This window comes from Rickettsia endosymbiont of Ixodes pacificus (assembly GCF_000965155.1).
Classification (GTDB): Bacteria; Pseudomonadota; Alphaproteobacteria; order Rickettsiales; family Rickettsiaceae; genus Rickettsia; species Rickettsia tamurae.
Window position 1 is genome coordinate 486353 of record NZ_LAOP01000001.1, and the last position, 26746, is coordinate 513098.

Sequence of the window (26746 nt, forward strand, 5' to 3'; positions counted from 1 at the left end):
CTACCTTAGAGTGTTTCTCGATTTACGCAATGACAGAATGAATAATAACAAAATGGGTATTTATATATAATGTTTGTAGATAAAACTTTAATGATTACAGGAGGCACCGGTTCGTTTGGTAATGCGGTGCTTTCTCGTTTTCTTAAATCCGATATTATTAATGATATTAAAGAAATTAGAATTTTCAGTAGAGATGAAAAAAAGCAAGAGGATATGCGTATTGCTTTAAATAATCCGAAACTTAAATTCTATATCGGGGACGTACGCAATTATAAAAGTATTGATGAGGCAATGCACGGTGTAGATTATGTATTCCATGCCGCTGCTTTAAAGCAAGTTCCGACTTGCGAATTTTATCCTATGGAAGCAATAAATACTAATGTCTTAGGGGCTGAAAATGTTTTAAGTGCAGCCATTAATAATAAAGTTGCAAAAGTTATAGTACTGAGTACCGATAAGGCTGTATATCCAATTAATGCAATGGGATTATCTAAAGCGTTAATGGAAAAGTTAGCAGTAGCAAAAGCTCGTATGTGTAGCCAGGGTGAGACCGTGCTTTGTGTCACTAGATACGGTAATGTTATGGCTTCCCGTGGTTCAGTAATTCCTCTTTTTATCAATCAAATTAAGCAGGATAAAGACCTTACCATCACTGAACCTTCAATGACACGTTTTTTAATGTCGCTTGTAGATTCCGTAGATTTAGTTTTATATGCGTTTGAGCATGGACGTCAAGGCGATATTTTTGTACAAAAAGCTCCGGCAAGTACAATCGAGGTACTTGCAAGAGCGTTACAAGAAATATTCGGTAGCAAAAATGAAATACGCTTTATTGGTACACGTCACGGAGAGAAGCATTATGAATCGTTAGTATCATCGGAAGAAATGGCAAAAGCTGATGATTTAGGTGGTTATTACCGTATTCCTATGGATGGACGTGATCTTAATTATGCCAAATATTTTGTTGAGGGTGAAAAGAAAGTAGCTCTTTTAGAGGATTACAATTCTCATAATACAAAACGTTTAAATTTGGAAGAAGTAAAAGAGCTGCTACTAAATCTTGATTATGTGCAAGAGGAGCTAAAAAATGCTTAAAGTAATGACGATTGTCGGTACTCGTCCTGAACTTATTAAACTATGCTGTGTGATTTCCGAGTTTGATAAATATACTAATCACATCCTAGTTCACACCGGTCAAAATTATGCATATGAATTAAATCAGGTTTTTTTTGATGATATGGGAATTAGAAAACCGGATTATTTCTTAGAAGTAGCGGCAGATAATACGGCAAAATCTATCGGGCTTATTATTGAAAAAGTTGATGAAGTACTTGAGAAAGAAAAGCCCGATGCCGTTTTATTTTACGGTGATACTAACTCTTGTTTATCGGCAATTGCCGCTAAACGCCGTAAAATTCCGATCTTTCATATGGAAGCAGGAAATCGTTGTTTTGATCAGCGTGTACCTGAAGAAATAAACCGTAAAATCATTGATCATATTAGCGACGTTAACATTACGTTAACCGAGCATGCAAGACGTTATTTAATCGCTGAGGGACTACCTGCTGAGCTTATTTTTAAATCAGGTTCGCATATGCCTGAGGTCCTTGATCGCTTTATGCCTAAAATATTAAAGTCTGATATTTTAGATAAATTATCATTAACCGCTAAGCAATATTTTTTAATTAGTTCACATCGTGAAGAAAATGTCGATGTCAAAAATAATCTGAAAGAATTATTAAGTAGTTTACAAACGCTTATTAAAGAGTATAATTTCCCCGTAATCTTCTCAATACACCCAAGGACTAAAAAAAGGCTTGAGGATTTAGAGGGATTTAAGGAGCTTGGTGATAAAATAAGGTTTTTACCGGCTTTTGGTTTTACGGATTACATCAAACTTCAGATGAATGCTTTTTGTATTTTATCCGATAGCGGTACTATCACCGAAGAAGCATCAATACTTAATTTACCTGCTTTAAATATTAGAGAAGCACATGAACGTCCTGAAGGTATGGACGCCGGCACGCTTATTATGTCAGGTTTTAAGGCTGAGCGGGTGCTGCAATCGGTAAAAGCTATTACGGAAGAACACGAGAATAATAAAAATACGCAAGATATTGTACCGGATTATGCTGAAGCAGGTCTTGTATCAAAGAAAATATTGCGTATAGTTTTAAGTTATGTGGATTGTGTTAATCGCACAGTGTGGTTTAAAAAGTAATCCTATTCATTATTACCATATCAAAAACATGAAATTCTTTAAATTAATAAAACTTAACACTTTATTTTTAAGTGTTTTTTTACTAATAACTCTTATATCTTCTTTTTGCTATTCCAACGAAAATTCTTATAAAAGAATAGTTTTCCTTGTTAGTACAGAGACATTCGGCGGCAAAGGTGTATACGCAATGTATAATGAGATGAAAAAAATAGGTCATGATGTCAAAATTGTAATAGTACCTCATCCTCATCCTAATATTCAAGGAGGAATAGATACCGGGTTTATTAGTAAATTTGATACACAAGATGTGATATATCCATGCGGTAAGTATGCTTCTTATTCAAATGTTAATACAAAATGTGAAATTTCTGAACTAAAAAATTATCAGCCGGATTTTATCTTTACGCAAAACCCTTACGAAAATTTCCAAGGCTATATATCAGAACCTTTTACGGCTGCTAATTTGTATAAGAGCTTTAGAGGAACTAAAACAAAAATTATGTATATAGTCTATGGTCCGCATATCTTTCATCAAAAAAATATTGATGATGATAAGTTATCAAGTTTCATAGAGACGGTATTTGTTGATTCAGAAAGTACAAAGGATATCTTTATTAGTAATTATAAATTTTCTAAGGATAGAGTTATTGTTTCAGGTTATCAACCATACTATGAAGTAAGAAATTATAATATTAAAGAAAAACCAAACTCGGAAACCATTTTATGGCTTCCTAGATGGGAATTATCATTTAAAAATAGAGATTTATATGAAGGAGGTTCTACTTTCTTAAATTATCACTATTTTTTCTATAATTATGCATTACAACATCCTAATATTCATTTTATTATAAGACCGCATGTTACACTATTTACCTATGCGGTCGGTAAAAATTACTTAAGCCAAAGTGATATGGATAATATATTAAGTAGATTTAATTCTTTAAAGAATGTTACTGTTTCTGCACATGCATTCAGGTCGTTACTAGATGATATAATGGTGTCAGATATTGTAATAAGTGACGGTACTTCATCTCTTGCTGAAGTAGTAGTTGCCGATAAGCCTATAATTTACTTAAGTAATGGTTGGAATAATGAATTTAATAGCAATGCTCTATCTAAAGAATTAAAAAAATATATGTATTTTGCTTATGAGCCGCAAGATATTATTAACTATATAGAATTTATTAAGCAAAATCATTATTTGCCTTATCATGAAAATAGTAGCGGCAGAAATCAATTTAAAAAGATGCTTGATCCTGTAGAAAACCCTGCTGCATTTATCGCCGAATATTTATTAAAATTATAATAGTTTAAATAATTTATGTTAGAAGAAATTTATAATGACGGAGAAAGATTAATTCCTGGAGAAACTCATGATATTTTAGAGGTAATTCGTCATAAAAGTAGCTATAAGATTTTTAAAAAAATTATAGAAGTCGATATACTTAATAGCCCATTAATGCTAAATCAAAAAATAAAAATTTTAGATATAGGTTGTGGAACAGGACACGGAACTTTCATGCTTAGCGATATATTAGGAGTAGAAATTATAGCAATAGATATCAGTAAAGAATCTATAATTTATGCTGAACAAAATTATGGAGCATCTAATATAAAATATATTAAATCTGATTTAGTTAGTTTTATTAAAAAGGCAGAAGAATATGATTATATTGTATCAAGACATGCACTTGAGCATATTAAAGATGGGTTAAATCTGGTGCTTAATCTTAAATATAAAAAACGATTAATAGTAAATGTACCTTTTAATGAACCGGAAGGGAATATATATCATTTAGTTAATTGGATTACTGAAAAAGATTTTGAATCATATCAGAACCAAGAATTTTTATATGAAGGATTAGATGGCGTAACTAACGACACGTATTCTGAAAAAAATCCTCCTAATTCTATAATCTGTATATCCAGTAACTCAGATTTAAAGCCTATAAAACAATTATTTAACTATCCAATCTCAGCTTGGAACCCGGAATTTTTAGAAAAGTTAGGTTTGCAATTCCAAGATATATTAAAACAATTGCTGCAAACTAGGGATGCATTTAAAAATAGCGAAGAGAAAAACTTAAACTATGAAAGTAAATTAAATAATACTGTAACAGAGCTAAATAATGCTTTAGAAGAAATAAAAATTCTTAAAAATAAACTAATTATTAGTGAAGAAGAAAAATCTATTTTTTTAAAGCTCTATAGAAAATTTAAACAATAAAACTAACATTTTATAAATTATTTTTAAAAGTTATGACAACTAGAAAAGATAAACCTCTAAATATTTATCATACTTTAGTTTCCATTATTATACCTGTCTATAATGGGGCTAATTATATGAAAGAAGCTATAAATAGTGCTTTAGCACAAACTTACAAAAATATTGAAATTATTGTTGTTAATGATGGTTCAAAAGATAATGGAGAGACAGAACGCGTAGCATTATCATACGGTGATAAAATACGCTATTTTCATAAAGAAAACGGCGGCTGCGGTTCGGCTTTAAATTATGGTATAAAAAACATGAAAGGGGAGTATTTTTCATGGCTTAGCCATGATGATATATATTATCCTAATAAAATCGAGTATCAAGTTAACATATTAAATAAATTAGATAATAAAGATACTATCATTTATGGCGGTTATGAATTAATTGATGAAAAAGGAAACTCTCTACGTTATATTAAACCGGATAGTGTGCTACATATAAATAAACTTAATATTTCTTTATTACCTTTATTACGAGGATTAATACATGGTTGTTCGTTATTAATTCCTGCTAAATATTTTCATGAAGTCGGTATATTTAATGAAGCTTTACCGACAACGCAAGATTATGATTTATGGTTTAAAATTTTCCGTGTTGCTCCTATTCATTTTGATGAGTCTATCCTAATTAAATCTCGTTTTCATTCAGAGCAAGGTAGTAAAAAAATATCAAATCATAACGAAGAATGTAATGTATTATGGTCATCGTTTCTTCGTGAGTTAACAGAAGAAGAAATGATTAAAATGGAAGGTTCTTCTTATTTATTTTTAACTCGTACAGCTAATTTTTTATCAAATAATACTCCATATAATAAAGCCTGTAATTTAGCAAATACTATGGCTAAGCAAGTACTACATGATACTAAAGTTAGTGTTATTATACCGGTATATAATAGAATAAATTGGGCAATTGAAGCTATAGAAAGTGTACTTATTCAAACACACAAAAATTTTGAGATACTTATAATAGATGATGGATCGACTGATGATATATCAGAATTAACTTCAATATGCAAAAAAGATAAAAGAATAAAATATTTTCATAAAAAAAATGAAGGACCTGCTGCTGCACGTAACTTAGGTATTAAAAATGCTATAGGAAAATATATTGCTTTCCTTGATTCGGACGATTTATTTTATGGGGATAAAATAGAAATCCAATTAAAGTTTATGGAAGAAAATAATTTTATATTTTCTCATACTTCATATAAAAAAATAAATGAAAAAGGAAAATATATAGAATCTGTTCATTCCGGGTTTTTTAGTGGAAATGTTTTTCCTCAAGTCATACAAACTTGTCCAATAGCAACGCCGACAGTTATGGGAACTTTGACGTTATTCCAAGAAAATTTATTCCCTGAAAATATAAGAAGCGGTGAAGATTGTTGTTTATGGATATCTATTGCTAGTAAAAACTCAATAGGCGGTATAGACAAAGAATTGTCTAAAGTACGAATTAGCGGTGGTACTAATACGTTTATGGACCCAAATAAATATTCAGTAGGTTTAATAAATATTACTTCTTATGTTCTTAATGATTCTTATTTAAATAAATTTAGTCCGTTTACTATTAATTTGTTATTAGCAGCTGTTACACAATTAAGATTACTAGAAAATAAAAATGAAGACTATAAAAAAAGTAATATTTTTTTTTTTCAAAAATAACTATGTAATTCAAAAAATACGAACCTATTGCTTTGTGACAAAAATTTTGATTTTATTAACTATTACTTCTATAAGGCAAGAAGGAATACGTACAACAATCTCTAGAATACAGAGATGGCTTAGAAAGCATATATAAATAACTATTCCTCAAGTATCTTAACTTTTGAGCCGTCGCTGATTTTAGTCATACCTTCGGTAACGACTAAGTCACCTTCTTTAATATCGTCAGAGGTAATTTCAATTAAACCTTCTGTACGTGTACCGATTTTTACATATAATTGTTTTACTGTATCACTGTCTATTTTATAGATAAAGTTACCTTGATTATTTCGTTGAATACAACTTTCGGGGACGGTTAGATTTTTATGGGGATTAAGTATAAGCATCACATCTACAAAGCTATTATGCAGGATTCTTGTACCCATAGGTAAAATAATTTTAGCTGTTAAAGTACCGTTATCTGATAAGTAATGCGATACTGCTCCGATTGTGCTTTTAATTTTTCCTGCAATTAAAACTTCAGTATCGACTCCAACTTTTCCGCTTAAAGACTCCGGTAAAAATACTTTGTGAGTTTTCTGTTCCGGTAATGCTAAAAAGATAATCGCCTATTTTTACTTCATCGCCAACCATAGACTTAATTACGCCTATTTTACCGGAGTAGGGTGCAGTAATTATCATGTCGTTGTATGTTTTAGAGTTTTGGAATAATTAAATTTTGTATCTTCAAGTTCGCTTTTTGACCTTTTATATTCCTCGTTGCTTACAAATTTTTTAGCAAATAAAGCTTCTTTTCTATTATAATCTTCTTGTTTTGTATTTAATAAAGCTGCTGCTCTAGATTTAGTAGTTTCTGCTATGTTTTTATCTATAACCAGCAATATATCCCCTTTTTTACTATTTCTCCTTGATGTGCTGAGACTTTTTCAACTACTCTGGTGGCATTAGCATAATAATCACGGCTATTATCATTCTGGCATTGCCCTACAATATTAAATATGTCGTAAAGCTCGGCAATTTGTACTTTAGTTGCTTTTACTCCTGTAATTTTTCCTTCTTCCTTTTTACTTGCCATAGTAGAAAGTGAGATAAGTAAGGTAAAAAGAACAATAAGTTTTGCAGGCATAATATTATACTCTAAGGTGAATAAGTGTTATTCTAGTAGTTTGTCCACGGCATCTAGGGAAGGTAACTAAAAGCGTATGTTGTTGTAACATTTTTAGCTGGATACCGTGGACAAGCCACGGTATGACAAAGTGTGCTTTTTAAGCTCCTCATCTGTTAACCATTTATATTCTTTTTCTAGAATTTCAAATCTGATTTTTTCTAATTGTTCATCAAGATCAGGTTCAGGAACGATAGCAGAACCCATAAATTCAAATCCTTGATAGTTAATTTTAAGTTTCTTACAAGTTTCTTGTAATGATAATAAATTTTCTTCTATATTATCAATAAATATTATTGATTGCGGATAATAATTTGTTTTGCGTAATACATATTCAAGTACGCTTCCTTTATCATATTCTGCGGTGTAAATTATGCCGTCTTTTAATGTAGGTTTACCGCAGCCGGCATTAAAATCTTCTATTATTATCTCATCTTCTAAAGGTGAAAATTCTTGAAAAATTACCTTTAATTCAGTGAGTTCACGAATTCTCCATTCGATCATATCTTCAATTACGCCGAATTTACCGGTAGGAAGTTTAGTAAGACCCATTGCGGGTATATTTTTTTCTTTAAGTAGAGCAAATATTGTTAATATATCTTGATTAACAAATCTAGCTTTTCTATCTTTAAGAACGATGCTAAGTAATAATTCACATTCTTTTCTAGTAAGTCTTTTTTCAATGCTCTTCATTAATTCTTTTCTATAATCATGTGTTAACCTAGATTCATCACTATCCATTACAATTACTTCATCTACATCAAAAAGCACCAAGTTAGTATTATCGGCTTGTTTTACCGCTTCTATAACTTCTTTAAAATTGTGAACTTTATTTATTTTGCTATACATATTTATTATTTATTTAATATTAGAGAGGCTAATTACTTCTTCTAAGGAATTTGTCATTACCTTTAAATCTTCTTCTCTAGACAAATTATGGTGACCGTCTTTAATTAGCTTCATTACTATTTGTTTACTCGTTATTTTTTCTAATAATTTTACTGAAACATTATAAGGCATGTCTTCATCTAACATCCCATGGATTATATGTAGCGGTGTATTTATATCAATCTGTTTCTTTGTCAATAATAAATGTTTTTTTGCATCTTCTATCAGTTTATAGCTTATAGGATATTTATGCTCACAATTTTTACCGCTTACTTCTAGTATTCCTTCTTTTTGCATCTTATTTTGATCATTTAGAGATATATTTTGCCAAATATTTTCAGTAAAATCTGGAGCAGGGGCTACACACACAAGCCCTTTTATTTTATCAGGAAATCTTAAAGCCGCAAGAAGTGCTAGCCATCCTCCCATGCTCGAACCTACTAATATCGCCTCTTTATCAATTAATTTATCTAAAATTAGTGATACTCCTTCTAACCAATCACTAATTGTTTGATCCTCAAATTGTCCTGATGCGTTTCCATGACCGAAATTATCAAAAACAATAAAATTATAATTGTTTTTTTTACAATAATCTATTAAATAGATAGCCTTAGTTGATTTCATACTAGACATCAAGCTGTGTAAAAAAATTACAGATGGAATATTTGTATTAATTATTCTATAATTATCATAGACAATAAATTTGTCTTGTGTTTTATTATAAAGCTTGTGCATTTTAAATAATTATTTTAATAGATTGAGATTTAATGTCTTCATTAAAGTCAAGTAAACGATACAATAAATATACTATTTTGCAAGTAGTTCCTGCTCTAGTTTCGGGAGGGGTTGAAAGAGGTACTATAGAAGTTGCAAAATATCTTAAAATTCTCGGTCATACTCCTATCATAATTTCAGCAGGCGGTACTTTAGTTAAAGAGTTAGATAAGGAAGATATATTACATATTAAAATGAATAGTAGCAGTAAAAATCCTTTTGTAATTCTGAATAATGCAAAATTGATAGCAGAAATAATCAAAAAATATAATGTTGATATAGTTCATACAAGATCAAGGGCACCGGCATGGAGTTCATATCTAGCAACAAAATGGACTAATGCTAAATTTCTGACTACTTTTCATGGGGTTTATAATATTCCGAATAGTTTTAAAAAATATTATAATAGCATAATGCTAAAAGGCGAGAAAGTTATTGCCGTATCTAATTTTGTAAAACAACATTTGCTTGAAAACTATAAAATTGATGAAGATAAAATAGTAGTAATTGAACGTGGAGTAATTTGTGATTATTTTAATCCGGCAAATTTAACATCCGAAAAACTTAAAAAATGTCGTGATAAATATGATGCACCGAGCAACGTGCCGATAATATTAATGCCTTCTAGAATGACAAGCTGGAAAGGGCATCTTGTTTTAGTAGAAGCATTAAGTAAGTTAAAACATAGAGATTTTTATTGTTTAATGGTCGGTGATATATCTAGACATCCCAATTTTACTAATAGAGTAAAAGAGCTTATAGCTACTCTAAAACTTCAAAATAAAATTCAAATTTTCGGTAATGATTCGGATATAATAAACCTATATGGGATTTCCAATATTATCGTTTCTGCCTCAATCGAGCCTGAAGCTTTCGGTCGTACTATTATAGAAGGGCAGGCGATGGAGAAGCTTGTTATTGCAACTAATATCGGCGGTGCAGTAGAAACGATAAATAATAATATAACCGGTTTCCACGTAGAACCAAATAATGCCGAAGCGTTAGCACAGAAAATCGATTATTGTTTCTCAATTTTAGGTACTGATACTGCTAAGAAAATCCAAGAAGCGGCAAGACATACGGTAATTAATAATTTCTCTTTTGATCTGATGCTAAGAAAAAACCTTGAAGTCTATAAAGAAATCTTAAAAAACTCCCATAATTAAAATTTTATTATAATCGCTATTAGTTAGTAGTGTGGTTTATGTCATTCCCGTGTGGCATTGTTGCGTAGACGCCTAATCGTCATTGCGAGCGACTGCAAGGAGCGTGGCAATCCAAAAAAAATAACAAAAAAAATTCTATAAATCAGAATTTTTTACTGGATTGTTTCGTCAATTACTTACGTAATTTCCTCGCAATAACGGAAAAAACGCTCTACGCAACAATACCTTCCAGCAACGGCGGGAAGGAAGAAAAAACATATATAAAAAACTAGATTACTCTTCATTTACTCGAAATATATAGGGTTGAATAGAATGACTATTCTCCTAATAATTCTATTCCGGCATACAAATCTTCAAGATTTATATACTGATCATAAAAATTATTATAGTCATGAATTTACCGTCATGATGTACTACAAGCATTAAAGTTTCCGGTAAAAATTCTTTTAAAGCTTGTTGTGCATTTTCTATAGATGTTTTATCAAGATTGGCAAACACCTCGTCTAAAATTAATATTTTAGGGTTTGAAATTATAGCTTTAATGATTCCAATTTTTTTCTTTTGACCGCCACTTGGTACATTTATTACATCATAATTTTTATTAAAAATTATGGCATTATATGTTCTTAAAAATAATACGCAAGTAGAAACAATTATTATATAGCTAGACCATAGTAAATAGGTACATACTATGCTAATATATATGTTATAAATGATAATAAATAAATTATGGCAAGCAGTTACAGTTACGATTTAAGAATGAAACTATTCAAAGCTCTAGATGATGGGCTCTCAATTGTTAAAGCATGTAAAATATTCAATATAGGTCGTAACACTATATATAGATGGAAAACTCTTAAATGGGAAACAGGAGATATAAAAGCAAAACCTTATGGTCCAGCAAAGGGTTATAATGCAAAAATAAATCTCAAAGAATTTGAAGAATTAATTATCAATAATCATGATAAAACAGCTAAAGAATTAAGTATTATACTAGGTAATAGATTACAAAGAACTAGAATAAATTACTATAGAAAACTACTAGGGTACACTTATAAAAAAAAGTCATCTTCATCCCAGAAGGGATATTGGTTTAAGGAATGAATTTATAGAAAAGATACAGCAAATTTCTAAAGAAACTCTAGTATTCATTGATGAGTCAGGAATAGAAGATAATGCTTGTAGAGAATATGGATGGAGTATAAAAGGTACTAGATGTTATGGAAACAAAGTGTATCAACATAAATCCAGGATCAGTATGATAGCGGGGCTTCGTAATAATCAAATTATAGCGCCAGTAATATTTGAAGGAAATTGTAATAAAGAAATATTTACAACCTATGTAGAGACTATATTAACTAAAGAATTACATCCTGGACAAACAGTAATTATGGATAATATCAACTTCCATAAGAATAATATAATAAGAGAATTAATCGAGTCGGTTGGGTGCAGAATTTTATTCTTACCTACATATAGCCCAGACTTAAATCCTATAGAACATTATTGGTTTAAGATTAAGAACGAAATAAGAAAAGTTACGGGGCAATTCAAGATATCAGTATGGCTGTAGAACACGTACTAAAGTTTATTTAACTGTACCTATTTACTATGGTCTAGCTATATATGGGGCATTGTTTATTAAAAATAGATATAGTCATTGCGAGCGGGCGTTGTTGCGTGTATCGAAAAAAGCACTCAGTGTCATATCGTGGCTTGACCATGGTATCCAAAAAACAACTAAAAATACTAATAATGTTAGTATTTTTAACTGAATTCCCGCTTTCGCGGGAATGACATTACGAACATTCTTAGTGGGTTTAATTTGTAAAGACAGTATTATGTATTAACGAGAATATAACTCGATTACTAAATGAACTTCTGCTTCAAAAGGATATGGAACATCAGAAAGAGCAGGAACTCTTAAATATTTACCGGTTAATGAAGGTACATCAAATGATAAATAGCCCGGTGTTGTTTGACCTTGTTTTGAAACGGATTCTTGGATAAGCGGTATTTGTTTTACGGATTCTTTAACTTCTATAACATCACCTTCCTTTAGTCGTATGCTTGCTATATCGGCTTTCTTACCGTTTAATTTAATATGTCCGTGTGAAACTAACTGTCTTGCAGCAAAAATAGTTGGAGCTATGTTCATTCTATAAACGACAGTATTAAGTCTGCTTTCAAGTAACCCAATGAAGTTTTCACCGGTATTACCTTTCATTTTTTGAGCAAGTGCAAAAATATTCCTAAATTGTTTTTCAGTGACACGACCGTAGTGGCATTTTAATCTTTGCTTAGCTTTTAAATGTAAACCATAATCTGAAGTTTTAATCATGGTATTCTGCCCATGCTGTCCGGGACGATAATTTCGTGTATTGAAAGCATCCTTGCTATCACCCCATAGACTTACCCCAAGTCTTCTACTAGCTTTATATTTAGAACGAACAATTTTTGTCACTGATAATATCCTTAACTTTTATTTGAATTACAGCGTCATTCAAAAAGCTTGATACAAGCGAATTTTCTGACATTCGCCTTTGCTCACGTACTTTTTGTACGCTCCGCAGGCTCAGTCGTCAATTCATCTTGTCTAAAGCTTTTTGAATCTAGCTTTGTAAGAAAATATATACATTTCTTACATCAAAGTCAATCATTGATTTTTAACCTAAAACTTTTTATACTTAAATAAAAAAATCGTATGAGTTCTTTGGTAAAATCAATAAATTTAGGTAAAATAAATTACTCTCAGAGTACAGTTAAAGACTATATATTATTAATGAAACCACGTGTGATGTCGCTTGTGATTTTTACGGGTTTTGTAGGTATGTGGCTTGCTCCTTATTCCGTGCATCCTTTTATTGCCGGTATTGCAGTTGTTTGCATAGCTCTTGGTGCAGGTAGTGCAGGGGCAATTAATATGTGGTACGATAGAGATATCGATAGCTTAATGAAACGTACTCAAAAAAGACCTATAGTCAGAGGTGCTATAGAACCTGATGAAGCTTTATCTTTTGGTTTGATAACGGGATTTTTTGCAGTATTTTTTATGGCTTTATGTGTTAATCTACTTGCATCCTTTTTACTGCTATTCACTATTTTTTATTATATCTGTATTTATACTATTTGGTTAAAGCGTCGTTCTATACAAAATATTGTTATTGGCGGAGTATCGGGAGCATTACCTCCTGTGATAGGTTATGCAGCGGTAAGCAATACTATATCTCTAGAGTCGATTATATTATTTTTGATTATTTTTATTTGGACACCGCCGCATTCATGGGCTCTTGCTTTATTCTGTAACGAAGATTATAAAAACTGTAAAGTACCGATGATGCCTGCAGTAAAAGGGAATTTATATACTAAAAAACAAATTCTAATTTACAGTATTCTTTTATTTATTGTTTCGCTAATGCCTTTTTTTATCGGAATGAATAATTTTATATATTTAATAATTTCCGGTATTCTTGGGTTAGTATTTCTATATTATTCCGGTTCTTTATTCTATGATACCCCTGATAACAAACAAGCTAAACGATTTTTTGCCTATTCGATATTTTACTTGTTTTTTATATTTTTACTTTTGTACTCAACTAACACTATATCCCCTATCAGTTGAGAGATAATAGTGTTGGGTTACTTTTATGGGAGATAAAATTGAAACCCAACGTGAAGAAACATATCATAAGTTTATTTTTATGCAAGTGATTTTTTATTTATAACTGTAATTTTCAAATTTTATTCTTTTGTTTCGTAATTTTGATAAGTAGGAAGAGTTAGAAGATATATCGGATTTGATTCCATGGGATCAATCTGTTATGCAATACATTCCATCGTTGGATAAAATTACTCTTAATACCGGCTTTATAACGTACAGCCTTGCTTCCGTATTCACTTACTTTATTTTCCTGTATGTTTGGTTGCCAAATTAAAGCTTCACTCTCTAATCTATTTGAGGCAATATTTCTTTCATTCTGCTTGTCGTTATGTGTTAAAAATATGCATTCCGCTTTTATAAACGGTTTATATTGGTTATTTATGTATTGATCTAAATCTTCAAATAACTTTGCATATTCGGTGAGCCAGCCTTCATAAGCAATAATAGGAGAAAAGTTTAGATGAACTTCGTAACCTGCTTCAATAAAAATATTCACTGCTTTTATTCTCTCAATAATCGGACTCGTTTTTGGCTCTAATATCTCGCTTATCCTTGCCGGCATCAAACTAAATCTAATCCTTATTTTGCCTTCAGGATTAAAATTAAGCAGTTTAGGATTAACATATTTAGTAGCAAAAGTTGCTTTAGCACGTGGATGTTCTTTAAAGAAATTAAATATCTTTAACCAATTAGTGTGTTTCCAATGCAAACTTACATCAGTAGAACAACCTATATCATATGTCCAATATTTAGAATCTGTTTGATTGGAAATTTTAGTCGGTAAACTTGCTATATGTTTATCCAATACGTCAAGTATTTGATCTATATTTTCATTTATATATAATGTCTCATAGTTATGACGCATAACATAACAATAACTATTTCTGTAACCTCCGGCACAGCCATATATGAAGTTAGGTGTTATGTAATCAGCTGATCTTTCATTAGGACGTACATGCTTTCGTATTTTGTACTATTTTTTTAATCATACGATTTTAAATTAAAGTTTATTTAAAATACTTACTTAGCTTCACAAACTTCAGATTTATTTACTTACATCGAAATTGTAGTTATAAATTATTAATTACAAATATATCATAAGTTATGGAAAAACCAAGCTATCTAAATTTTGATAATAAAAATTATAAATGGAAAAATGATATTGATTATCGTAAATGCCTGGAAAGTTATAGAGTAGGTAAAGGTGAGCAAGGAGTATTAATTTGTCAACCATATAAAAATGAAATTTTGCCTTATTGGAAGTTTAAAACTCCTAAAATTGCTAAAGAAAGTAGTGAAAAAATATATGAAATATTTTTAAAATACTTAGAGGATAATGATTTTGTTGGAGCTGATATGGCTCGTAAATATTTGCAGATGGGTTTTACTAAAAGTAGACGTTATGCTAATTATAAAGATGGGGAAAAATATGACAAAGAAAATGATTATAAGAAATTAGAAAGAGGAGGGGGATCCAAAAAAAGTGAAAAGTGCCTATATATTTTTCAAAAAATGGTAAGAGGCAGAAGATAATAAGAAATATAAAAAGATGAAAATAGAATGGAAAAAACAATATGGGTAAATATTAGCTTTACCAAGTTAGTTTTTTTATATTATAGTAGATTAATAGAGGATAGATTATGACTAAAGATGAAATTGCGGAGCTGTTTAAAAAATGTCTTGCTCTTCATAACAGATATCAATATCAAGAGGAAAAAGACAATTTACGAAAATTCGTTGAAACTGATCCTGAAGAACTTTCAAATTTTATTGAAACTTATAATAAAACTGAAAAATATAACAATAGGGAAGCTGAAGTTTTTCATAGCTTAAGTTCTATTTTAATGGAAAAACAACAAGATAATGCGATTAAATCATTAAAGAAAGCTATGGAACTAGATCCAAGTAAAGCATACTACCACGAAGAGCTTTTTAATAAGTTACATAGAATAAATCCAGAGGAAGCACTCGCTTCTATCAAAAGAGCTATAGGGTTAAATCCAAATAAAAAATCATTATATGAAGACCTTATTATTTTGTTAAAAAAGCAAATTATGATGAAGAAGCAGCAAAAATTACTGAAGCAATTCAAGATTCCCCTAAAAACATACCTAATTTGGTATTAGATACTGAGGAAACAAAGGATGTGTATCCATTAGGTTTGGCACAGGAATAACTGTATCAAAACGTGGGTATTTACGAGTTTTTCACTGTCATCTAGTTTGCTTGCTAACTAAGTCTAGAAAAAATAACTTCAACATTGTTACTGCACTATATGTTTTGCTGGATCCCGTGAATAAATCACGGGATGACACAGAGAGGAATAATAAGTCGCACAACACCCGTGACCATACGCATCAAGTTAAGAAAAGCAAGTAGGTTATACTGGTATTACGGTAGTAAATTATGAATTAAAAAGAAGCTAATATATGGTATAAATTTTTGCAAGATTAACAACTAAATTGTGAGAATTTATCCTATGGGGAAAATAGTAAACTTAGCAAAACTATGCCAAGAGTTTTTTGGAGAGACAGCCAATAATTTATCCATTACAACAGGATTTATTAAGAGACAACGAAAAATAACTGGTTCAGCTTTTCTAAAAGCTATAGTGTTTGGTAATATGAGCGATAGTAATTGTAGTCTTGATGGAATGCGTAACTTTTTAAGTGAAGAAACTATAGATATTTCTGCCCAAGGCTTAGACTTTAGGTTTACTGAGGTAGCAGTAAAATTTATGCAGTCAATGTATGAACAATGCTTGAAATTATTTAGAAATACTATGCCGCTTGATTGCAACATTTTGCAGCATGCAACATTTTGCAGCAATTTAATAGCGTTAAATTATTGGATAGTAGCCATATTATTCTACCTGCCAATATGGCGGATAAGGTATAAGGGCTGATCAAGGATATAGAGAACATTTATCAAACATATCTACTAAGGACTTATTAATATCTGATTTAGGTTATTTTGTCCCAGCTTCATTTATTCAAATTATCGAACTTGGTGCATATTTTATTAGTCGTTATAAAGCAGATACTAATATATATGACCCTATCACTGAGGAAAAAATTGATTTATTAAACCTATTAGATAATAAATTCTTTTTATCAAAAGATGTACTTTTAGGTAAACAAGCAAAAGTTAAGCTACGGATTATATGTCATAAATTGACTGATGAACAGGCTATTGGTAGAAGAAGGAAGGCTAATTTATTAGCTAAGTCTCATAAATATAAATCTTCTTCAAGAAACCAGAGATTACTAGATTGGTCAATATTTATCACTAATATATCAGAGGATATGGTTAATGCTGAGCATATAATGATAATTTATCGAGCAAGATGGCAAATTGAATTATTATTTAAATTATATAAAAGTCATGCAAAAATTGAAAATCTTAAAGGGAGAAGTAAACCTGCAAGAGTTTTGTGTGAATTATATGGTAAATTATGTAGTGTGCTTATTTTTCATGGATTATCGAATTGTGTAGAATTAGCAAATGATAGAGAAATTAGTTTAACCAAAGCATTTATTGAACTACAGAAAAGGTCAAGAGAATTATTCCTGTCTATTACTGGACGTCTTAATGATTTAAAGCAGTTCCTTAAGAAATTAATTATAGATTGGGGGAGATTTTCTTTGAAAGATAAATATCGTAAAACCAGATTATCTTCCTTAAATACACTAAAATTATTAACAATTATGGCTTAACTTGATGCGTATGGTGGTTGTAATTGGGCTGTATGAGCGGCTTGCTCTAGATCAAATGGAATAATAGACGGTATTATTTCTGTAACTAAGGTGTAAGCTGTATCCATAGTAATTTTCATACGTTGCAATGAAGTTAATACTTCTGTAATATTTACTGTAGACATACAAGAAAATTGTATCAAAGGCTTAACTATTGTGCTACCTGGTTCATTTTGTAGTAAGGCTAAAAGTGCTGAAGTATCAAGTACTACTCTATGTACTCATGACTTGCTTCTAAACGTCTTGATTTTATTAATTCATCTACAAGAGAGATTCTTTCTCCTGTAGAATCAGTGTAATTTTTTACCATTGCTTGTAGTTCAGCTAGAGCTTGATTTGGGGTTGTAATATAGATTATATTTTTTTCATATGTAATACTATATCATCACCTGGTAGTAGGTGAAGATTCTGATGGAATGATGCAGGAATAACAATTCTGCCACCTTCTCCAAGTTTAGTACGCATAGTTTGCATAAATTACCATTTTGTCATATTACTTTAATTATGTCATAGTTCCTAACTATTACCCTAACCTAAGGTTTTTGTCAAATAATATTAGCAATTTATATTAATATGTCAAATTGCATATAGATAAATACTTTTTAATGAGGATTATTTAAATCTTCATAATAATCGTGCATTGCTTCTCTATTAGCAGGAATATTATTATTAGATTGCTTTATATCTTGTTTGGGAATAATAAAGAGAAAAAATTTTACTAATTTTAATTATTACTTCATGTAAATTCATATTTTATTCTCCTCAAAATAACAAATCAATTAGAAATGTTCACAGAGCCTAGTATCAATTTTTTCTTTATTATTCTTTTCTTTTTGTACTTTCTTTCTTCTTTGTAAATTCTTTTTTAAAGCAGTTGATAAGTTATTAAATTTAGCTGCCGGTTTAGCTATTGAAGGTTTTTCTTTGGTATCTTCGGTAGATGACATAAATAATTATCTTTTCACATTAGCATTATTATATTATATTGGATATTTTGGAAAATAAAACTATAAATAATCTATGAATCAAAGTAATATAATCTCTCCTGAGTTACTGGATGAGAGAAAAAATATTGCAAGGCAAGGGGGCGGTGAAGCTAGGATCAACGCACAACATCAAAAAGGTAAGTTAACTGCACGAGAACGCATAGAAGTATTATTAGATCCGAATAGCTTTACCGAAACAGGTATGTTTGTATCCCATAGATGCGATAATTTGGGGATGCAGGATAAAAAGTTTTTAGGTGACGGTGTTGTAACGGGACATGGTACGATAAATGGTAGATTGGTATTTATTTATAGCCAAGATTTTACCGTACTCGGCGGCTCTCTAGGCGAATATCATGCTAAGAAAATCTGCGATATTATCGATCAAGCTATAGCAACCGGTGCTCCCGTAATCGGTATTAACGATTCAGGGGGAGCAAGAATTCAAGAAGGGGTTGATGCTCTTGCCGGATACGGTGAATTATTTCAGCGTAATGTTTTAGCTTCGGGTGTTATCCCGCAAATTACCCTAATTATGGGACCTTGTGCCGGTGGTGCGGTATATTCTCCTGCCTTAACCGATTTTATATTTATGGTTAAGAATAGCTCTTATATGTTTGTAACCGGTCCCGATGTAGTAAAAACCGTTACAGGTGAAGAAGTAAGCCAAGAAAAGCTCGGCGGTGCTAGGATGCATACCACTAAAAGCGGCGTTGCCGATCTTGCATTCAACAATGATATAGAAGCATTGCTCGAAATTCGTAAGTTCTTTAATTTCCTTCCGTCATCCAATCGTAGTCCTCTCCCTGTTCGTTCGACTGTTGATCCTGCCGATAGAGTCGATATGTCTCTTAGCACGTTAATACCTAACACTCCTAATAAGCCTTATGATATGAAAGAGCTTGTTGAGCGTATCGTTGATGAGGGAGAATTTTTTGAACTACAACCTGATTTTGCTAAGAATATCATTATTGGTTTTGGTTATATGGAAGGTTATCCGGTAGGATTTGTGGCTAATCAGCCTTTGTATTTAGCAGGATGTTTAGATATAAACGCCTCGAGAAAAGCAGCAAGATTTATTAGATTTTGCGATGCTTTCAATATTCCTATAGTAAGCCTTGTTGATGTGCCTGGATTTCTGCCTGGTACATCTCAAGAGCATGATGGTATTATTAAGCACGGGGCTAAGCTGTTATACGCTTATGCGGAAGCTACAGTGCCGAAGATTACCGTAATTACCCGTAAGGCTTACGGAGGTGCTTATATAGTTATGAACTCCAAGCATCTTAGAGGCGATATAAACTATGCTTGGTTTAATTCAGAAATCGCCGTTATGGGGGCAGAGGGAGCAGCCGAGATAATATTTAAGGAAGAATGTAAAAACCCTGAAGCTAAAAAACAAAAAATCGATGAATATAGGAAAGTAGTAACATCGCCTTTTGTTGCGGCATCTAGGGGATATTTAGATGATATTATAAGACCGCAAAATACTAGATGGCGAATATGTAAGGCATTAAATTTCCTGCGTACTAAAAAAGTAGAACTGCCTTGGAAGAAACATGATAACTTGCCGTTATAACCGTTATTCCTGTGTGGATACCAAATCGTCATTGCGAGCAGCCGTAGGCTGCGTGGCAATCTTATGAAACAATAACAAACTCCTGAGATTGCTTCGTCAAATTACTTTGTAATTTTTCTCGCAATGACAAAAACTAAAATTGTAACAAAAAACTATGAATAAACCATTATTTGATAAAATTTTAATTGCTAATCGTAGCGAGATCGCCGTTAGGATAATACGTACTTTAAAAAAGATGGGGATAAAGTCGGTTGCAGTATATTCTGAAGCAGATACAAACTCAATGTATGTGCAGCATGCAGATGAGGCTTATTATATAGGTGATTCCCCTGCAACGGAAAGTTATTTATCTATTAAAAATATTATTTCGGCGATTCGTGAAAGTGGAGCAAGTGCAGTACATCCAGGTTACGGTTTTTTATCGGAAAATCCAAATTTTGCTAATATTCTTAAAAGAGAAGGTGTTGTTTTAATAGGACCGAGTGCCGGAACTATTAAAAAAATGGGCGATAAAATTGAAGCAAAAAAGATAGCGATAGAAGCCGGAGTTAGTACCGTTCCGGGTTATATGGGAACTATAAACGATGTTAAGCAAGCGGTGGATATTGCTAAAGAGATTGGTTTTCCGGTAATAGTAAAAGCGGCTGCCGGCGGCGGTGGACGTGGTATGAGAGTAGTGAATAATCCCGCTGAAATGGCAAATGCTTTTGAGTCGGCAAAGCTTGAAGCAGCCAATAGTTTTAGTGACGATAGATTATTTATTGAGAAGTTAATTCAAACTCCCCGTCATATCGAAATTCAGCTAATTGCCGATCAATACGGCAATAGTGTATGTCTCGGAGAGCGGGAATGTTCAATACAGCGTCACCATCAAAAAGTAATTGAAGAAGCACCAAGTTCTTTTATTACCGAAGATATAAGGCAAGAAATGTATCGGCAGGTAATATCCTTATCTCAAAAAGTGGGATATTATTCGGCTGGTACCGTTGAGTTTATAGTAGATAGCAATAAAAATTTCTATTTTTTAGAGATGAATACTAGGTTGCAAGTCGAGCATCCTGTTACTGAGCTAATTACCGGTATAGATATCGTTGAAGAGATGATAAAAATCGCAGCCGGCGAGAAATTATCATTTACGCAAGATGATGTAAAATTAAAAGGTTGGGCATTTGAATCACGAATTTGTGCCGAAAACCCAAGCCGAGGTTTCTTACCTTCTAGCGGTAGAATTATAGCTTATTCCGAACCTGCAAAGAGTCCTAATATCCGTATAGATACAGGGATTGGGCTTGGCGGTGAAGTAAGTATGTTTTATGACTCAATGATTGCGAAATTATGTACTTACGGTGAAACAAGAGAGCAGGCAATTGAAGTAATGCGTTCTGCTTTGAGTTCTTATATAATTAACGGTATTGCTCATAATATCAGTTTCTTAGAAGCGGTAATGCTACATCCACGCTTTGTTAGCGGCGATATTTCTACTGCCTTTATTCAAGAAGAATATCCTGACGGTTTTTCCGGGGCTAGTCTAACTTCAGAAGTAACTACCGTATTTTTAGCAACGGCTATTTTTATTTATATATCGGAGCAAAGACGTGCTTCTTTAATTTCCGGCAATATTAACAATCAGGCTAACAAAATAGGTACAAGGTGGGTAGTAACTATCGATGATAAACTATTCCCCGTATTAATTACACCTGTTGAAAACGGCTATAATATACGTCACGAAAGCGATAGAATATATATTCGTAGTAACTGGAATTTAGGTAATGAACTTTTTACGGCTATCATTAATGGTAAAAAGACAAATGTTAAAATTGAAAATATCAGAACCGGTTATTTATTATCGCATGCCGGTATTAGCGTAAAAGCCTTTGTACGCTCTCCTCGTATATCAGAACTTGAAGCGTTGATGGTCTCAAAAGTAGTGGTGGAAGAAAGCTCCGAACTACAAGCTCTTCTAAGCGGTCAGATTGCTGCAATAAAGGTAAAAGAAGGGCAGGAAGTGACGGCAGGACAAGAAATTATGATTTTAACTGCTATGAAAATGGAAAATCTTATTTTAGCCGAAAGAGACGGAAAAATAGCTAAAATTTTTGTTAATGAAAAGGATAATGTTGTAAGAGGGCAGGTATTATTGGAGTTTGCATAAAGTAGTTGATATCACTCCAGCATGGATAGCAAATCGTCATTGCGAGCAGCCGTAGGCTGCGTGGCAATCTCATGAAATAATAACAAACTCCTGAGATTGCTTCGTCAAAACTTATAGTTTTTCCTCGCAATGACGAATTGGGTATCTACTCAACAATACTTTCCTCTCCGTAGGAATAACATTATTCAAGCTCAGAATTAAATATATCTTTTATATCACCGCCTAAAGGAGTTTGACTTTCACCAAGTGTATTAATTTCATCAAGTGAAAAGAATTTTGATTTAGCAGTTTCTCCTAATCTAGAACCTGTTTTAGTTTCAATATTAGCCTCAGAAACATTTACATTATTTATGCTTGTTTCTTGTATTATTTCTGCTTTTAACTTTTCTATAATTGCTATATATTTTCTTATGCTTATCATTATTATGCTTAAATCTCGAAGTATCAGCTTCATGCTTAATTAATAATTTGCAAATATCTTTATATATAGGATTTTCCGGCTTATCTATAAGTGCATTTAATGCTACAAGGACTACTATACCTCTTTCTAAAATTAGAGCATTAGGTTACCATCATGCTCTAATAAAAATTTAAGCATTTCTACATACTTAAGCAGATCTTGTTCTTTAGGTGGGGCTTTATTATAATTGGGTTCATAGGCTTCGATCGCACCGCATACTACTAAAGCAACAGGATCTTCTGAATAATCACCACGAGCTGTTGCACCATATTCAAACAACTTTTCTAAAATTTTGACATTAACTTTTATTATTGCGGATATAACACCTTGAGATGGGATAGCACCTTTTGTTAGGAGGTAATCCATTACATCAGTATGCTCCTCCATAGTAGCAATACTTAAATATAGCACTTCCGTATACAGGATCATCAATTGTAGTATTAACATCAAACCCTTTTTCTTCAATAAAATATTTAACTAAATCTAAACGACCTTGAAGGAACCGCTTCATAAAGACTATCATTTTTGTTTTTCAGTTTTCAAAGAATCTCTTAGAGCTTTAAAAGAGAAGCTTTTATGCATAATTTACCTTAAATTAATTTATAGCGTGCGTACTATAGATTAATCTAAGTAAATTATCAATATCTTAATTGATAGTAAAATAATTTATGATCTCTTAACTTTAAGTTGTATTTGATGGTTCTCTAATTCTACTTTACTTACATAATCAGGCGTGAAATTTTTAGCAAACTCGCCTAAAGTTTGTTCTTTAATAAAGTCTCCATAATTATCAATTATCTTGGATAAATCAAACTCGCTTATTATCTCAATTAAAATCCTGTCAGTTATAGAAAAATCGGCATCTTTTCGAGCCTGTTGTATGAAGCGTACAATGTCTCTTGCGTATCCTTCTTCTATTAACTCAGGTGTTAGCTCTAAATCAAGTATTAACAAGCTACTATTATTCTCAAAACTTGCTGCTCCTTTAATATGTGAATATGGCTCTAAAACTAGCTTATATTCGTCACTATTTAAGGTTTCACCGCATATAGCTAAACCGCCTGCGATAGCTTCCCACTCACCTTTTTTAGAAGCGGCTATAATCTCTTTCATTTTATGCGGCAAACGTTTACCAAGCATTGGGAAATTAATCGATAGTTTTTTGCTTGCGTAATTCTCTAGATCGTCACGATAAATTACCGCCTTAACATTAATTTCATCTTTAATTAAATCTTCAAAATCTTTAAGGTTATCATTATGTTTACTAATGATAGTTATACTAGCTAGTGGTTGCCTTACTCTGATATTTTCAGTGCTTCGGATAAACAGGCTATTACTGCAAATATCAAGCACATTATCCATAGTAGCAACTAGCTCATGATTTATTTCAAAGTCTGAGAGAGTAGGGTAGTTGCAGAGATGTACACTAATCTCGTCATTGCGAGGCACTGATGGGGTGTCATCCCGTGGCTTGACCACGGGATCCAAAAAACAACTTGTAGTGTTGTTGTTTATTGATTTACTGGATCCCGTGGTCAAGCCACGGGATGACAGAGTGTCCTCGCAATGACGTAATCCCTTATATATCGCCTCCGAAATCATAGGCACTAGTGCTGACATCGCAATAGCCATGGTTTCAAGGCATGAATACAGAGTATTATAAGCATTTTGCTTATCTGTATCTTTTTCACTTTTCCAAAATCTAGCTCTACTTCGTCTTATATACCAGTTATTCAATACTTCAAAAAATTCTGAAACTGCATGATAAGCCGTTTGCGTATCGAAATTATCTAAGCTCTCTTCAATTTTTTGTACGGCTATTTTAAGCTTGGATAATATATAAACATCAAGCACGTTTTCGGAAGCAAAATTAAGCTCGCCTTTAAGTGAATCGGCATTAGCATACATCGTAAAGAAATGGTAAGCATTCCATATAGGTTTGATAAATAGACGAAGCGTATCAAACACCATCTTACCGTCTTTATCAATTAATAACTCCTGACCTTTAACAACGTTTGAAGATAACATCGTAACTCTTAAGGCATCTGAGCCGTATTTATCAAATAGCTCCAGCGGATCGGCGTAGTTATTAAGACGTTTTGAAAGTTTTTGACCTGTAGCATCCAAAATTACGCCGTGGCATATACAATTTAAAAATGGTGGACGATCAAATAAAGCGGTAGATAGCACAATTAAAGTATAGAACCATCCGCGTGTTTGAGCTGAATACTCAACTATAAAATCAGCCGGAAAATGATCCTCAAACCATTCTTTATTTTCAAAAGGGTAATGGGCTTGCCCATATGGCATTGAGCCGCTTTCAAACCAGCAATCAAACACGTCTTCGATTCTACGCATTGTTGATTTACCGGTTGGATCATCAGGATTGGCCCTAGTAAGTTCGTCGATAAACGGACGATGTAAATCAGTAACTTTAACTCCGAAATCTTTCTCTAATTCCTCTATAGAGCCGTAAACATCTATGCGTGGATATTTTGGATCGTCTGATTTCCATACAGGCAGCGGCGTTCCCCAGAATCTATTACGGCTTATTGACCAATCACGGGCATTTTCAAGCCACTTACCGAATAAATTATCCTTAACGTGATATGGAATCCAATTTATTTGCTGATTTAATTCTACCATTCTATCTTTAAACTGTGTAACCTTTACATACCATGACGGAACAGCCTTATATATAAGAGGTGTATCTGTTCGCCAGCAATGAGGATAATTATGAATATACTGCTCGGTTTTTAGCCAATTTCCTTGCTCTTTCAGTTTGATAATTATTTTGTCATTTGCGTCAAATACTTGCAAACCCTCTAAATCAGGAATTTCTTTGGTAAACTTACCGCTATTATCAACAGGACAAACAAGTGAGATCCCTTTTGATTCACAAAGTATTTGGTCATCTTCACCAAAGCCTGGAGCCATATGAACAACGCCCGTGCCGTCACCCTCAACCACGAAATCACCTGCAAATATCTTGAAGCTGTTTGGATGATTCTCGAAATAGTCGAATAAAGGCTTATAACTTAATCCCTGAAGCTCTGAGCCTTTAATTATCTCAAAATTTTCCTCACCGCTAAGTCCTAATTCTTTAGCATATTTAGAGACGGAAGAAGCAGCTATAATATAACAAACACCATTTTTGGGGACTAATGCATAATCTATATCACTACCGACTGTGAGGGCTAGGTTCGATGGCAATGTCCAAGGCGTAGTCGTCCAAGCGAGTATACGGTATTCTTTAAAAGATTCCGTGGTCGTAGCCACGGGATGACATAGTACAAAACTCACCGTTATTGCTTTATCTGCTCTCTCACGATAAGAATTATCAAGCCTTGTTTCAAAATTAGAAAGCGGTGTTTCGCATGCCCAAGAATAAGGCATTACCCGCATTGACTCGTATAATAGCCCTTTATTATATAGTTCTTTAAACGCCCAAAGGACGGATTCCATAAAATTCTTATCCATCGTTTTATAAGAATTTTTAAAATCCACCCATCTTGCTTGACGAGTTACATATTCTTCCCAATCGCTAGCATATTTCATTACCGAAGCTCTGCAATGTGCATTAAACTTCTCTATACCGAAATTAGTTATTGCAAGACGTCCTGAAATACCAAGTTCTTTCTCTGATTGCATTTCAGCAGGTAGACCGTGGCAGTCCCAGCCAAAGCGACGCTCGACTTTCTTACCTTTTACGGTTTGGTATCTAGCATACACGTCTTTAACAAAGCCGGTAAGCAAGTGACCGTAATGCGGCAAACCGTTTGTAAAAGGTGGACCGTCATAAAAAATAAATTCCGCCTCTCCATTCCTATCGTCAATAGATTTTTGGAATATATTATTGTCTTGCCAAAATTTTAGTATCTCTCGCTCTAAGCCTGCAAAATCAGCATTCGAACTAACTTCAGGATAATATTTAGTATTTGTCATTATTTTAGAAATTATTATAATAGTTTGGTCTATAATAATAGATAATGACTAAGAG

Annotated in this window: 20 protein-coding genes and 8 pseudogenes; 15 read left to right on the forward strand and 13 right to left on the reverse strand. The window is 32.4% G+C overall.

The window, feature by feature from the left end:
• The first annotated feature begins 69 nt into the window (after positions 1–69).
• The 5 genes and pseudogenes from REIP_RS02650 (at position 70) to REIP_RS02670 (ending at position 6296) form a co-directional block, all read left to right on the forward strand.
• A complete protein-coding gene (locus tag REIP_RS02650; protein WP_045803763.1) occupies positions 70–1095 on the forward strand; it encodes a polysaccharide biosynthesis protein in 1026 nt (341 codons plus the stop codon).
• Positions 1088–2221, forward strand: coding sequence for a non-hydrolyzing UDP-N-acetylglucosamine 2-epimerase (gene wecB / locus REIP_RS02655; RefSeq protein ID WP_045803764.1), 1134 nt, complete (start codon positions 1088–1090; stop codon positions 2219–2221). Before REIP_RS02650 ends, wecB begins: the two co-directional genes overlap by 8 nt.
• The gene (locus REIP_RS02660) at positions 2181–3527 is read left to right on the forward strand and encodes a hypothetical protein (protein WP_045803765.1); all 1347 of its coding nucleotides are present in this window, start codon (positions 2181–2183) and stop codon (positions 3525–3527) included. Before wecB ends, REIP_RS02660 begins: the two co-directional genes overlap by 41 nt.
• A gap of 15 nt (positions 3528–3542) precedes the next feature.
• Positions 3543–4025, forward strand: a pseudogene (locus tag REIP_RS12255) (class I SAM-dependent methyltransferase); the annotation flags it as partial.
• Between the two features lie 455 nt (positions 4026–4480).
• A pseudogene (locus tag REIP_RS02670) lies at positions 4481–6296 on the forward strand (glycosyltransferase family 2 protein).
• Positions 6297–6300: 4 nt separating this feature from the next.
• On the opposite strand, the pseudogene REIP_RS02675 reads toward REIP_RS02670, so the two are convergent.
• The 3 genes and pseudogenes from REIP_RS02675 to REIP_RS02685 form a co-directional block, all read right to left on the reverse strand.
• Positions 6301–7286: pseudogene (locus tag REIP_RS02675) on the reverse strand (efflux RND transporter periplasmic adaptor subunit).
• 93 nt (positions 7287–7379) lie between these two features.
• Positions 7380–8174 (reverse strand): DUF2608 domain-containing protein, encoded by a 795-nt coding sequence (locus tag REIP_RS02680; RefSeq protein ID WP_045803766.1) that lies wholly within the window; start codon positions 8172–8174, stop codon positions 7380–7382.
• Between the two features lie 9 nt (positions 8175–8183).
• The gene (locus tag REIP_RS02685; RefSeq protein ID WP_045803767.1) at positions 8184–8948 is read right to left on the reverse strand and encodes an alpha/beta hydrolase; all 765 of its coding nucleotides are present in this window, start codon (positions 8946–8948) and stop codon (positions 8184–8186) included.
• Positions 8949–8980: 32 nt separating this feature from the next.
• On the opposite strand from REIP_RS02685, the gene REIP_RS02690 reads away from it, so the two are divergent.
• Both REIP_RS02690 and REIP_RS10755 read left to right on the forward strand, forming a co-directional pair.
• A complete protein-coding gene (locus tag REIP_RS02690; RefSeq protein ID WP_045803768.1) occupies positions 8981–10153 on the forward strand; it encodes a glycosyltransferase family 4 protein in 1173 nt (390 codons plus the stop codon).
• Between the two features lie 92 nt (positions 10154–10245).
• Positions 10246–10334: pseudogene (locus REIP_RS10755) on the forward strand (lytic transglycosylase domain-containing protein); the annotation flags it as partial.
• Between the two features lie 179 nt (positions 10335–10513).
• Here the strand turns inward: REIP_RS10755 and REIP_RS12260 are convergent.
• Entirely contained in the window at positions 10514–10651 is a 138-nt protein-coding gene (locus REIP_RS12260) for a hypothetical protein (RefSeq protein WP_231569187.1), read from the reverse strand.
• 36 nt (positions 10652–10687) lie between these two features.
• Positions 10688–10906 (reverse strand): annotated as a pseudogene (locus REIP_RS13580) (hypothetical protein); the annotation flags it as partial.
• Between REIP_RS13580 and REIP_RS09175 the strand changes: the two are divergent.
• Positions 10883–11749: pseudogene (locus REIP_RS09175) on the forward strand (IS630 family transposase). The pseudogenes REIP_RS13580 and REIP_RS09175 sit on opposite strands and share 24 nt — an antisense overlap.
• Positions 11750–11779: 30 nt before the next feature.
• Positions 11780–11950, forward strand: coding sequence for a hypothetical protein (locus REIP_RS13585; RefSeq protein WP_410525708.1), 171 nt, complete (start codon positions 11780–11782; stop codon positions 11948–11950).
• Positions 11951–11999: 49 nt separating this feature from the next.
• Here the strand turns inward: REIP_RS13585 and rpsD are convergent, their stop codons facing one another.
• Positions 12000–12617, reverse strand: a complete 618-nt coding sequence (gene rpsD / locus REIP_RS02710) for a 30S ribosomal protein S4 (protein WP_045803769.1) — start codon at positions 12615–12617, stop codon at positions 12000–12002.
• Between the two features lie 240 nt (positions 12618–12857).
• Here rpsD and cyoE point away from each other — a divergent pair, with 240 nt between their 5' ends.
• Complete coding sequence (cyoE, locus tag REIP_RS02715) at positions 12858–13775, forward strand: heme o synthase (protein ID WP_045803770.1); 918 nt, start codon at positions 12858–12860, stop codon at positions 13773–13775.
• Positions 13776–13932: 157 nt separating this feature from the next.
• Here cyoE and REIP_RS02720 read toward each other — a convergent pair whose 3' ends face one another.
• On the reverse strand, positions 13933–14781 hold the full coding sequence (locus REIP_RS02720) for an SPL family radical SAM protein (RefSeq protein WP_410525698.1): 849 nt from the start codon (positions 14779–14781) through the stop codon (positions 13933–13935).
• Between the two features lie 137 nt (positions 14782–14918).
• On the opposite strand from REIP_RS02720, the gene REIP_RS02725 reads away from it, so the two are divergent.
• The 3 genes and pseudogenes from REIP_RS02725 (at position 14919) to REIP_RS02740 (ending at position 17530) form a co-directional block, all read left to right on the forward strand.
• Positions 14919–15347, forward strand: coding sequence for a DUF4385 family protein (locus tag REIP_RS02725; RefSeq protein ID WP_008580047.1), 429 nt, complete (start codon positions 14919–14921; stop codon positions 15345–15347).
• 107 nt (positions 15348–15454) lie between these two features.
• Complete coding sequence (locus REIP_RS12270; RefSeq protein WP_231569189.1) at positions 15455–15940, forward strand: hypothetical protein; 486 nt, start codon at positions 15455–15457, stop codon at positions 15938–15940.
• A 353-nt stretch (positions 15941–16293) separates the two neighbouring features.
• Positions 16294–17530: pseudogene (locus tag REIP_RS02740) on the forward strand (IS4 family transposase).
• On the opposite strand, the pseudogene REIP_RS13355 reads toward REIP_RS02740, so the two are convergent.
• A pseudogene (locus tag REIP_RS13355) lies at positions 17527–17769 on the reverse strand (hypothetical protein); the annotation flags it as partial. The pseudogenes REIP_RS02740 and REIP_RS13355 sit on opposite strands and share 4 nt — an antisense overlap.
• Positions 17770–18348: 579 nt before the next feature.
• Positions 18349–18516 carry a hypothetical protein gene (locus REIP_RS11570; protein WP_197069188.1) on the reverse strand — a complete coding sequence of 56 codons (168 nt, stop codon included), beginning with the start codon at positions 18514–18516 and terminating at the stop codon, positions 18349–18351.
• A 73-nt stretch (positions 18517–18589) separates the two neighbouring features.
• On the opposite strand from REIP_RS11570, the gene REIP_RS02750 reads away from it, so the two are divergent.
• Together REIP_RS02750 and REIP_RS02755 are read left to right on the forward strand one after the other, a co-directional pair.
• Positions 18590–20134, forward strand: coding sequence for an acyl-CoA carboxylase subunit beta (locus REIP_RS02750; RefSeq protein ID WP_023507729.1), 1545 nt, complete (start codon positions 18590–18592; stop codon positions 20132–20134).
• Between the two features lie 154 nt (positions 20135–20288).
• The gene (locus tag REIP_RS02755; RefSeq protein WP_045803772.1) at positions 20289–22286 is read left to right on the forward strand and encodes an acetyl/propionyl/methylcrotonyl-CoA carboxylase subunit alpha; all 1998 of its coding nucleotides are present in this window, start codon (positions 20289–20291) and stop codon (positions 22284–22286) included.
• A 181-nt stretch (positions 22287–22467) separates the two neighbouring features.
• Here REIP_RS02755 and REIP_RS08440 read toward each other — a convergent pair whose 3' ends face one another.
• The 4 genes from REIP_RS08440 to ileS all read right to left on the reverse strand — a co-directional run bounded on the left by REIP_RS08440 (position 22468) and on the right by ileS (position 26691).
• Positions 22468–22707: a hypothetical protein gene (locus tag REIP_RS08440; protein WP_052691083.1), complete on the reverse strand. Its 240-nt coding sequence runs from the start codon at positions 22705–22707 to the stop codon at positions 22468–22470.
• A 132-nt stretch (positions 22708–22839) separates the two neighbouring features.
• On the reverse strand, positions 22840–23112 hold the full coding sequence (locus tag REIP_RS08445) for a hypothetical protein (protein WP_156147403.1): 273 nt from the start codon (positions 23110–23112) through the stop codon (positions 22840–22842).
• Positions 23113–23116: 4 nt separating this feature from the next.
• A complete protein-coding gene (locus REIP_RS10775; protein WP_156147404.1) occupies positions 23117–23257 on the reverse strand; it encodes a hypothetical protein in 141 nt (46 codons plus the stop codon).
• A 155-nt stretch (positions 23258–23412) separates the two neighbouring features.
• Complete coding sequence (ileS, locus tag REIP_RS02765) at positions 23413–26691, reverse strand: isoleucine--tRNA ligase (protein ID WP_045803773.1); 3279 nt, start codon at positions 26689–26691, stop codon at positions 23413–23415.
• Positions 26692–26746 lie beyond the last annotated feature (55 nt).

What these genes read in the sequence shown, in the direction of transcription:
- REIP_RS02650 (WP_045803763.1), top strand. Translation starts at nt 70, where the DNA reads ATGTTTGTAGATAAAACTTTAATGATTACAGGAGGCACCGGTTCGTTT.
- wecB (WP_045803764.1), top strand. Translation starts at nt 1,088, where the DNA reads ATGCTTAAAGTAATGACGATTGTCGGTACTCGTCCTGAACTTATTAAA.
- REIP_RS02660 (WP_045803765.1), top strand. Translation starts at nt 2,181, where the DNA reads ATGTGGATTGTGTTAATCGCACAGTGTGGTTTAAAAAGTAATCCTATT.
- REIP_RS02680 (WP_045803766.1), bottom strand. Translation starts at nt 8,174, where the DNA reads ATGTATAGCAAAATAAATAAAGTTCACAATTTTAAAGAAGTTATAGAA.
- REIP_RS02685 (WP_045803767.1), bottom strand. Translation starts at nt 8,948, where the DNA reads ATGCACAAGCTTTATAATAAAACACAAGACAAATTTATTGTCTATGAT.
- REIP_RS02690 (WP_045803768.1), top strand. Translation starts at nt 8,981, where the DNA reads ATGTCTTCATTAAAGTCAAGTAAACGATACAATAAATATACTATTTTG.
- REIP_RS13585 (WP_410525708.1), top strand. Translation starts at nt 11,780, where the DNA reads ATGGGGCATTGTTTATTAAAAATAGATATAGTCATTGCGAGCGGGCGT.
- cyoE (WP_045803770.1), top strand. Translation starts at nt 12,858, where the DNA reads ATGAGTTCTTTGGTAAAATCAATAAATTTAGGTAAAATAAATTACTCT.
- REIP_RS02725 (WP_008580047.1), top strand. Translation starts at nt 14,919, where the DNA reads ATGGAAAAACCAAGCTATCTAAATTTTGATAATAAAAATTATAAATGG.
- REIP_RS12270 (WP_231569189.1), top strand. Translation starts at nt 15,455, where the DNA reads ATGACTAAAGATGAAATTGCGGAGCTGTTTAAAAAATGTCTTGCTCTT.
- REIP_RS11570 (WP_197069188.1), bottom strand. Translation starts at nt 18,516, where the DNA reads ATGTCATCTACCGAAGATACCAAAGAAAAACCTTCAATAGCTAAACCG.
- REIP_RS02750 (WP_023507729.1), top strand. Translation starts at nt 18,590, where the DNA reads ATGAATCAAAGTAATATAATCTCTCCTGAGTTACTGGATGAGAGAAAA.
- REIP_RS02755 (WP_045803772.1), top strand. Translation starts at nt 20,289, where the DNA reads ATGAATAAACCATTATTTGATAAAATTTTAATTGCTAATCGTAGCGAG.
- REIP_RS08440 (WP_052691083.1), bottom strand. Translation starts at nt 22,707, where the DNA reads ATGATAAGCATAAGAAAATATATAGCAATTATAGAAAAGTTAAAAGCA.
- REIP_RS08445 (WP_156147403.1), bottom strand. Translation starts at nt 23,112, where the DNA reads ATGGATTACCTCCTAACAAAAGGTGCTATCCCATCTCAAGGTGTTATA.
- REIP_RS10775 (WP_156147404.1), bottom strand. Translation starts at nt 23,257, where the DNA reads ATGAAGCGGTTCCTTCAAGGTCGTTTAGATTTAGTTAAATATTTTATT.
- ileS (WP_045803773.1), bottom strand. Translation starts at nt 26,691, where the DNA reads ATGACAAATACTAAATATTATCCTGAAGTTAGTTCGAATGCTGATTTT.